The 5,701-nt window shown below is 28.0% G+C and carries 6 protein-coding genes and 1 pseudogene; 1 reads left to right on the forward strand and 6 read right to left on the reverse strand.

Features of this window, described 5'->3' with window-relative positions:
* The 6 genes and pseudogenes from HGPT_RS09745 to HGPT_RS09760 all read right to left on the reverse strand — a co-directional run.
* A pseudogene (locus HGPT_RS09745) lies at positions 1–746 on the reverse strand (hypothetical protein); the annotation flags it as partial.
* Positions 747–768: 22 nt separating this feature from the next.
* On the reverse strand, positions 769–2,823 hold the full coding sequence (locus HGPT_RS03170) for an efflux RND transporter permease subunit (protein WP_019138425.1): 2,055 nt from the start codon (positions 2,821–2,823) through the stop codon (positions 769–771).
* Positions 2,824–2,832: 9 nt separating this feature from the next.
* Entirely contained in the window at positions 2,833–3,363 is a 531-nt protein-coding gene (locus HGPT_RS03175) for a TetR/AcrR family transcriptional regulator (RefSeq protein WP_051007889.1), read from the reverse strand.
* A gap of 424 nt (positions 3,364–3,787) precedes the next feature.
* Positions 3,788–4,012, reverse strand: coding sequence for a hypothetical protein (locus HGPT_RS09750; RefSeq protein ID WP_019138427.1), 225 nt, complete (start codon positions 4,010–4,012; stop codon positions 3,788–3,790).
* A 22-nt stretch (positions 4,013–4,034) separates the two neighbouring features.
* Positions 4,035–4,238 carry a hypothetical protein gene (locus tag HGPT_RS09755; protein WP_019138428.1) on the reverse strand — a complete coding sequence of 68 codons (204 nt, stop codon included), beginning with the start codon at positions 4,236–4,238 and terminating at the stop codon, positions 4,035–4,037.
* Positions 4,219–4,983: a diaminopropionate ammonia-lyase gene (locus HGPT_RS09760; protein ID WP_019138429.1), complete on the reverse strand. Its 765-nt coding sequence runs from the start codon at positions 4,981–4,983 to the stop codon at positions 4,219–4,221. Before HGPT_RS09760 ends, HGPT_RS09755 begins: the two co-directional genes overlap by 20 nt.
* A 157-nt stretch (positions 4,984–5,140) precedes the next feature.
* Between HGPT_RS09760 and HGPT_RS03185 the strand changes: the two genes are divergently transcribed.
* Positions 5,141–5,701: DUF4300 family protein (locus HGPT_RS03185; RefSeq protein WP_019138430.1), on the forward strand; the 561-nt coding region annotated here is incomplete at its 3' end.

A 5,701-nucleotide genomic window follows, 5' to 3' on the forward strand; every position in this document is an offset into this window, starting at 1 on the left:
AAATCAGCATCATTTTGGAATAGCTCATTTGAAACAACAATATAAGCTTCCACTGGTTTATAATCTTTGACATCCATTTCTATAACTGCTTGGCTTTTAAAATCTTCCATTTGTCTTTCTTCTAAAATAGTTTCAAAATTTTCTCTAAGACCAGGAGTTAGAACAGAAGTTACTAATTCATTTTTTCCATCTTTTGCTACTTTTGCATCATCTGTTTCAATATTTGATGCTACTTCTTGTGGAAAAGACATAGCTGCAATAAGTGTATATGGTGCATAAATCTTGGTTTTTTTGCCAGCAATTTTTTTAACTACATAATTTTTATTTTCTGCAGATAATACAACTTTCAAATGACCAGATTTACCCTTTAGTTCAGTGTTTTCTAATTTTTCGCCGTCAAGATAATAGTCAATATTAATATCTACTGGTAAGTCTTTTTCACTTTTACCTTGATAGTAAATGTCCTTTACATCTTCATCCCAATAAATGTAACCAGAATCATTTTTAATGCTCTCATCAGTTTTTAAGTTTTTTACATTTTTAAGGTTTGACTTGTCCTTTCCCTTAATATCATCTTCAGAATTTAACCAAACAGAAACAGTTTTATCCTTTATTTGGTCATCTTTTTTTATTACATAAACAGTTTCACTTTTATTTATAATCTCTGATGCCGCAAAAGCAGTATTAGTTAATATCATAGAAGATAGAACTAGGGAAACAACACCCTTTTGAACTTTTTTATTCATTTTATTCTCCTTTATTTTTTAATTAATCTAAATTTTTTGTAGTCTTCCTGATAAATGGAAAGCTAACTGAAATAATAGCAGGTAGTAAAAGTATGATAACAAGCATACTTATAATGGCACCCCTTGCTAAGAAAGTACAAATTGTTGAAACAATTTCCATCTTTGAATAAATACCTACACCAATTGTTGCAGCCATAAAAGATAAGGCTGAAGTTACAATTGATTTAGAAGTTTCCTTTACAGAAATTTTTAAAGATCCATCTAGATCCTTTGATTTTTTATATTCAGCTAAAAATCTATCTGTCAAAAGAATTGAATAGTCAATTGTAGATCCAAGCTGGATAACACCAATTATTATTGAGGTTATAAATGGGATTGTTTGATTCAAATAGAAAGGTATACCCATATTTATTTGAATTGCAAGTTCAATTGCTGCAATTAGAACAACTGGAATTCCAATAGATTTAAACACAATAGCAATTATTAAAAATACTACTGCAATAGATATAATATTTACTATCTTAAAGTCTCTATCAGAAATTACAGTTAAGTCATCAGTAAGAACTGCTTCACCAGTTAAATAACCTTCTTCGTCATATTTATTTATAACATCTCTCATTTCACTAACTTGATTTTTTACTTCTGGTGATGCTGTCTGATACTTTGAATTTGCCATTATCATCTCGTAACCATTTTTTGTGAAATTATCTTTTAAACTGTCTGGCAAAAATTCACTTGGTATTGTAACTCCTGTGACAGAACTTACACTCAAGACAGAATTAATTCCATCAATTCCCTTTAAATCACTAATAAGACCATCTAAATTTGAATTAGATAAATCATCTTTCACGACAATAAAGTGTGTACTTGCCATATCATAATCTTTTTTCATCTTATTTAAAGCCACTATTGAATCCAAATCTTGTGGAAGTGACCTGTCCAAATTGTAATAAAGTTTTGTGTTTATAGATCCAAATACAGCTGGGATAAATATTGCTATAAAGGCTATAAAAAGTGTCTTCTTATGTCTTATGTTGAATTCAGATAATTTATCGAAGCTTGGTAGCATTACCTTGTGATTGTATTTATTGACAAGTTTTTCAACTATCAAAAGCATAGTAGGCAAAACTGTAACTGTGGATATAAGTCCTATTAAAACACCTTTACTCATTACAAGACCAATATCCTTACCAAGTCCAAGTCTCATTGCAATTAATACTATAAAGCCTGCAAAAGTTGTAAGTGATGATGCAAATAAAGATGAAATAGTTTCTTGAATTGCAAGGTCCATTGCATCATATTTGTTGTCGTAATATTTCTTTTCTTCAACATATCTGTGATAAAGAAATATTGAATAGTCCATGGTAACAGCAAGTTGCAATACAGCTGCTATTGCCTTTGTTATATAGGATATCTCTCCCAAAAATATATTAGTCCCAAAGTTATACAAGACTGCATAACCAATTGTCAGCATAAAAACGAAGGGAACTATAGTGGATTCATTTGTAAGTGATAAGATAATTAAACCCAAGGCAACTGCAAGCCCAACATAAATTGGAGTTTCTTTATCAATCAAATCTTTAGTATCTTTTACCAGTGAAGAAATACCACTTAAATATTTCTGATTGGACTCAATTTGCCTAATCTCATCTATAGCATTCATGGTCTTTAAAGAAGAAGATGAGTCACTAAACTTAACTATCATTAAAGTAGATCCATCTGCATAAAAAATATCTTTTATATCGTCTGGCAAAAATTCACTGGGAATCATATCCCCAACAGTAGAAGATTTTGAAATAACATCTTCTACACCATCAATCTCAAGTATTTTTTCCCTCAAGACTTCTGCATCATGGTCACTACCCTCTAAGATAAGCATACCAGTTGCTGCGTTTTTAAAATCCTCATCCAAAATCTTTTGACCCTGTGTTGATTTTAAATCTTCTGGCAAATAAGATAGAATGTCATAATTTACCTTTGTCAATTTATATCCTAAAAAAGAAGGAATTAAGAGCAAGGTCATCACTAATAAAACAAATTTTGGTTTATGAGAAATAAATTTTGTAAATCTTTTCATATTTCTCCTTTATCTAAATATTCTTTCTACAATTTTATATAAAGCTGGCTTCATATCATCAATTCCTAAAATAGAATCTTCCATCAAGGCAGATTCACATGTTGTAAGAACTATGTGCATAGTTAGTGATAACACAAATAATCTTTCAGAATCAGAAAGCTCATCATTAAATAAGTTAGAATATTTATTCAAAATAAATTGCAAACTATTTTCTACTTCTTTATATCTATCATCATTTTCAATTTTTGCGTAAAGAGCCCAATTTAAATTATTTGAAATAAGTTGTAGCTCTAAGGGATCTTTCATTAAGTAGTCGATTATATAATTTATAAAAGAAATATATCTCTTTTTAGGATCACTTCCCTTACAAGTAGATTCAGCCTCATAAAAAAGTTCCGTCAATATATCTAAAACTATTTTTTGCTCTAGATCTTTTTTATCTCTGAAGTATAAATAAAAAGTCCCAAGTCCAAAGTCAGTTCTATTCATTATATCTCTTATTGAAGTTACTTCTATGCCTTTATCTCTAAAGGAATCCATAGCAGCCGCCGAGATTTTATTTTCTTTTTCTTTTCTCTTATCTTCTGATTTCAATTTTCTACCCCCTTTTTATAAAATTGAACATTGTTCATCTTTGCAAAAGATATAATAACTCTTTTATAAAAAAAGTTCAAGAAAAACTTTTATTTTTGTATAAAATTTTATGTATAAATAATTCTTTATTTTTAGCTTTTCATAATTTTTTAAAACTTTTACTACAAAATAAAAAGACTCTGCACACAGCAAAGTCCAAAAATTTTATTAAACTTGTTTATTTTTCGCCAATCTTAAAAGATAAGAATTTTTAATAAAAATATTTTAAAATCAATTTTAAATTACTATAATTTCATTTTATTTATACTTGAGCCTATTTATCCTTTTTTATTTCTGTCCCATTTAATTTTACAAACTATGGTATAAAAATTTAAAACTTATCTTCCCAAACAATCTTTCTGTAACTTAATTTATCAGTATCTCCCTCAGTTGAAAAGCAAAGTACAATAGAATTTTTATCAAGTCCTATTTCTTCTTTATATTCTTTTAAAGATTCATCAGTCATTAGTTTATAGACTACTCCTGATGTAACTGCACCTGATTCTCCAGAAATAATTTTTCTATCATTTCCAATTGTGTTTCCTAAAACTCTCATACCAATTGCAGAATAAAAATCGTCAACAGATAAAAAAGTAGTCTATGTATGATTCTAAAATTGGCCAACCAATACTTACGACTTCACCGCAATTTAAACCAGCCATAATCGAATCAAGGTTTCCTTTAACTCTGTGGAGTTTTCCGTCATTTGCCTTTGCAGTTTTATAAATGCAGTTTGCCTTATTAGCTTCAACAATTATAATTTTAGGAGCTTCTTCTTTCATCACATTTACTAAAAAATCCAGTAATTGCTGTTGCAAGAGAACCAACTCCTGCTTGCAAAAATATGTGACTTGGCAGCATATCTTTTTCTTTTAATTCTTCATAGGCTTCAAGAGCCATAGTCATGTAACCCTTCATAATATTTTTTGGAATTTCTTCATAATTTTCCCAAGATGTATCTTGTATTAAAACTCCCCTATTTTCTCTTGCATATTTTTCTGCAAGTCTTACACAATCATCATAATTGTAATCCATTATACTTGCATCAGAATTTTCTCTTCTAATATTTTCTAGCCTTTCTAAAGATGATCCCTTTGGCATAAAAATCTTTGACTTCTGATGTAACTTATTTGCAGTCCATGCCACAGCTCTACCATGATTTCCGTCAGTTGCAGTGACAAAAGTTAAGTTTCCTAATTTTTTTCTAGTAGTTTTTGATGTTATTTCATCAAATGTCAACTTACTAATATCCATTCCAATTTTCTCTGCAATAAATTTTGCCATTGCATAGCTTGCACCAAGAACTTTAAAAGCATTTAATCCAAATCTATAAGACTCATCTTTTACAAAAAATCCCTTAATTCCAAGTTCATTAGCTAAATTTTTTAAATCTACTAAGGGTGTCGCCTTATAAATATCAAAAGATTTGTGATAATTATTTACAATTTTTGCAGACTCATAACTAAAATCAGAAATATCTGCATTAAAATTTTTATTTTTTATATAAGTTAAATTAAATTTATCCATAAAACACCTCTATAAAATATTTTAAATCTATTAATAGCATAACATTTTAAATCATAAAATTATATATCGTAGTTATTAAGTAAGTTTTAAGTCTTATTTTTACAAAAAATAAATCATATTATATAATCTAATATATATTTTAAAAAATGGGGGAAAAATGAAACTAAAATCACTAATAATTCTTACTTCCTTTCTATTATTACTTACAGCTTGTAATAAGAATTTTGTTAGGAATAATTCTACATCTCAAGAAAATAAAGAAATTCAAATGTCTAACATGAACAGTGAAAAAACTTTATCTTTTGTTAAAGAGTCACTAAAATGGATAATTAAAGACGAAAACACAGATAAGTTTATAAATCTTGTAAGAGATTATAATGATTCTATTTCTACAAATTTACTTTCTGCTGATTTCTCAAATAATTTGCATCCTGATTACAACATAGGAAAAATTATAAAAGAAAGAGACAAAATAAATCACAAATATCTCAATACAAATTGCAGAATTAACAGTTATCTTCTTTTAAAGGATAGTTTAAGTTTAAAGGAAAATGTAGATATTGATGATTCTATACTTTTTATGGACATAGATATAATTGAAAAATCAAAGCTATTTAATGAAGATGAAACCAGAAAATTTAAGAAGCTCTTTAGCAGAGTTAAAACTATTAAAAGCAAAAATCCAAAAAAACAAGCTAAAATAATGTCTGACTTTTTT

Origin of the sequence: Peptoniphilus timonensis JC401, from assembly GCF_000312025.1 — a bacterium.
Lineage (GTDB): Bacteria > Bacillota > Clostridia > Tissierellales > Peptoniphilaceae > Peptoniphilus_A > Peptoniphilus_A timonensis.